At 68.8% G+C, this 3,790-nt stretch carries 3 protein-coding genes; all 3 read left to right on the top strand.

Annotated features, from left to right (window positions below):
• On the top strand, nt 1–468 hold a 468-nt coding region (locus ASD72_RS10310), incomplete at its 5' end, for a methyl-accepting chemotaxis protein (protein ID WP_235577993.1).
• A gap of 148 nt (nt 469–616) precedes the next feature.
• Nucleotides 617–1,396 (top strand): flagellar brake protein, encoded by a 780-nt coding sequence (locus ASD72_RS10305; RefSeq protein ID WP_056879868.1) that lies wholly within the window; start codon nt 617–619, stop codon nt 1,394–1,396.
• A 157-nt stretch (nt 1,397–1,553) separates the two neighbouring features.
• Nucleotides 1,554–3,790, top strand: a 2,237-nt coding sequence (locus ASD72_RS21695) for a methyl-accepting chemotaxis protein (protein WP_155944600.1), incomplete at its 3' end; no start/stop codon positions are given.

The raw sequence follows: 3,790 nt of genomic DNA, 5'->3' as shown, positions 1-3,790 counted from the left end.
TCGGCCAGTGCGGCCAAGGAGATCAAGGGCCTGATCGAGACCTCGGTGGACAAGGTCGCCGATGGTTCGGCCCTGGTGAACCAGGCCGGCGCCACGATGGGCGAGATCGTTGCCAGCGTGCAGCGCGTGACCGACATCATGGCCGAGATTTCCGCGGCCTCGCAGGAACAGTCGGCCGGCATCGAGCAGGTCAACCAGACCATCACCCAGATGGACGAGACCACCCAGCAGAACGCTGCGCTGGTGGAAGAAGCCACCGCCGCCGCGCGCAGCATGGAAGAACAGGCGCAGGCGCTGACGGCGTCGGTGTCGGTGTTCAAGCTGCAGGCGACGGTGAGTGCCCCGGTCCGTCGCGTCGTTGCCGAGGCGGCCGCACCGAAGGCCGCCGCACCCAAGGCCGTGGCCCGCAAGCCGGCCCCGCGCAAGCCCGAGCCCGCCTTCGCCGACGGCGACTGGCAGGAGTTCTGATCGTTCGCGGGCGCAGCATCGCTTCGCACGCGCGGCGGCCCGGTACTCCCGGGCCGCCGTCGTTTCCAGCGCTGTTAAAGAACGTGCGACGCGCGCCGATACAGCCTGTGACGCCTTCCGCAAAGCCCGCCCTACTACTCTTGTCCGTATGACCGACTCCACCGACGCCCCGCTGGACGAGCCGATCCGCTATGAGGATGAGGAAAAGTTCCTGGTGCGCGGCGAGCACGCGATCCGGCAGATCATGCAGTCGCTGATCGACAAGCGCGCGCTCGTCAGCGGGTGCGCGATGCCGCGCAACCACACCTTTCCCACCTCGATAGTCGAGGTGCTGGAAGACGAGGACGCGGTCCTGATCGACGGCAGCGCCAGCGAGACGATCAACCGCAGCATCGAAGAAGCCTCGCACGTCACCTGCGTCTCGCGCCTCGACCGCATCCACGTACAGTTCCGCCTGCAAGGCCTCACCCGGGTGATGCAGGGCGGCCAGATCGCCTTCCGCGCGGATCTGCCGGAGACCGTGTTGCGCCTGCAGCGGCGCGAGTTCTACCGGCTGCAGGTGCCGGTGACGCAACCGCTGGAATGCGCCATCCCCCAGCACCACCCCGATGGCGAAACCACGTACGAACGCTACCGCGTGCTGGACATCAGCGGCGGGGGCCTGGCCCTGGCCGTGCAGGCCGAGAATCCGTTGCTGCGCCCGTACAAGGAATTCCCGGACTGCCTGCTGTACCTGCCCGACGGCGGCCCGCTGGGCGTGCGCCTGATGGTCAAGAGCCTGCACAGCCAGCTCAACCAGAACGGCACCGAAAGCTGGCGTGCAGGCTGCCAGTTCACCGACCTGCCCCGCGGCGGGGATGCGCTGCTGCAGCGCTACATCTTCCGCCTCGAGCGCCAGCGCAGCGCCCGCGACCGCGGCGCGGCGTGACCCCGGTCGACCTTTCGTCGATCCGTCGCCATATCCGCTCAACCTCGCGCCGGGCTCGCCGATACCGGTTGTGACGCTGCCGTGACGGTCCGGCCCTGACGGATCCGCCGCGCGCAACGCACCGCCCTATCGATCGCACAGCCCCTCCGAGGTCGCCATGCCCAACCCCCTTCGTCTGTCCTCCCGCAGCATCGCCACCCGGGTGATGGCCGGCACCGCCGTCCTGGCCCTGCTCGCCTTCGGCGTGGCCGCGACCGCCAGTTACCTGCGCAGCAGCGAATCCCTGCTCGCCGCCGCGCGCACGTCCATGGATGGCCTGGCGAACCTGGAGGCGGAACGGATCTCGGGCGAGCTCACCGGCGCGTTCGACACGAACGAGGCCCTGGCGCATGCCCTGCTCGCGCAGCGTGCCGGCGACGGCATCAGTCGCGCCGCCGCCAGCGCGGTGTTCAAGCGCCAGTTGGAAGCACATCCTGAGTGGGTCGGCGTCGGCACGCTGTGGGAGCCGGACGCCTTCGACGGCAAGGACGCCGACTTCGTCGGCAGCGCAGGTCACGACGACACCGGCCGCTTCATGAGCTACTGGGCCTGGAGCGACGGTGCGCCGCTGCTGGAAGCTTTGCGCGACTACGAGGTGCCGGGGGCCGGCGACTGGTATCTGCGTCCGCGCGAACTCAAGCGCGCCGTCGTCGCCGAGCCTTACGTCTACAAGATCGCCGGCAAGGACGTGCTGATGACCACGCTGTCCACGCCGGTGGTGCAGGACGGCACCTATCTCGGCGTGATGACGGTGGACTTCGCCCTGCAATCGCTGCAGGAGCGCATCGGCAAGCTGACGCCGATGGGCGCCGGTTTCGTGCGGCTGGTCACGCCCGGCGGCGTACTGATCGCGGACCGCGATGCCGCGCGCGTCGGCAAGCCGTTCGACGATGGCGATGCCGGCAGCGTGCTGAAGCGGATCGCCGCCGGCGAATCGGTCTTCCGGGAAACCGAAGGCAGCGATGGCGAGGCGCTGGTGGAAGCCTACGTGCCCCTCGCGATCGGCCAGGCGCAGGAACGTTTCATGCTGGGCGTGGTGGTGCCGCGCAGCGTCGTGATGCAGGACGCGCGCGCCGTGCTGTGGACCATCGTGACGGTGGGCCTGCTTGGCGCGCTGCTGCTGTGCGGCGCCATCTACTGGCTGCTGCGCCGCCAGGTCGCGGCGCCGCTGGCCGGTGCGGTGCGGGTCGCCGACGATATCGCCCGCGGCAAGCTGGACAGCGTCATCGACGCCGGGCGCGGCGATGAGATCGGCACCCTGATGCAGGCGATGCGCACCATGCAGGGCAACCTGCGCGAACGCATCGAGCGCGACGAGGTGGTCGCGCGTGAAAGCCTGCGCATCCGCACGGCGCTGGAGGAGGTCACGGCCAACGTCATGATCGCCGACGCCGACCGCAACATCGTCTACGCCAACCGCCCGCTGATGAAGATGCTGGCCGATGTCGAGCAGGACCTGCGCCGCGACCTGCCCGCCTTCGACGTGCGCACGGTCGTCGGCAGCAACATCGACATCTTCCACAAGAAGCCCGAACACCAGGCGAGCATGCTCGCCCAACTCCAGGGCACGCACCGTGCGCAGATCGCCATCGGTGGCCGCATCATGCGGTTGATCATCAGCCCCGTGACCGACGCCAACGGTCAGCGCGTCGGCTACGTGGTCGAGTGGACCGACCGCACCGCCGAGGTGATGGTGGAACAGGAGGTCACGCGGATCGTGCAGGCGGCCGTGCAGGGCGACCTCAGCGGGCGCATCGGCGAAGCCGGCAAGCAGGGCTTCCTGTTGGGCTTGTCGCAACAGGTCAACAGCCTGCTGGCCACGATCGCGGGCAGCGTGGACGCCGTCTCCGGCGTGCTGCGTTCGCTGTCCGGCGGCGACCTGACCGTCCGCATGGAAGGCGATTTCCACGGCGTGTTCGCCGCCATGCGCGACGATGCCAACGCCACCGTCGCGCAGTTGACCGACATCGTCGGTCGTATCCAGGACGCGTCGACCTCGATCAACACCGCCGCGGGCGAGATCGCGTCGGGCAACAACGACCTCTCGCGCCGTACCGAGCAGCAGGCCGCCAATCTGGAAGAAACCGCCGCCTCGATGGAGGAACTGACCTCCACCGTGCGCCAGAACGCCGAGTCGGCCCGCCAGGCCAACCAGCTGGCCATCGGTGCCGCCGGTGTCGCCTCGCAAGGCGGTGAAGTCGTCGGCAAGGTCGTCTCCACGATGACCGACATCGAACAGTCCTCCAAGAAGATCGCCGAGATCATCTCGGTCATCGACGGCATCGCCTTCCAGACCAACATCCTGGCCTTGAACGCCGCGGTGGAAGCCGCCCGTGCCGGTGAGCAGGGCCGCGG

The organism is Pseudoxanthomonas sp. Root630 (assembly GCF_001427585.1).
GTDB lineage: Bacteria > Pseudomonadota > Gammaproteobacteria > Xanthomonadales > Xanthomonadaceae > Pseudoxanthomonas_A.
This window is presented reverse-complemented; position numbering and strand designations above follow the sequence as displayed.

What these genes read in the sequence shown, in the direction of transcription:
- ASD72_RS10305 (WP_056879868.1), top strand. Translation starts at nt 617, where the DNA reads ATGACCGACTCCACCGACGCCCCGCTGGACGAGCCGATCCGCTATGAG.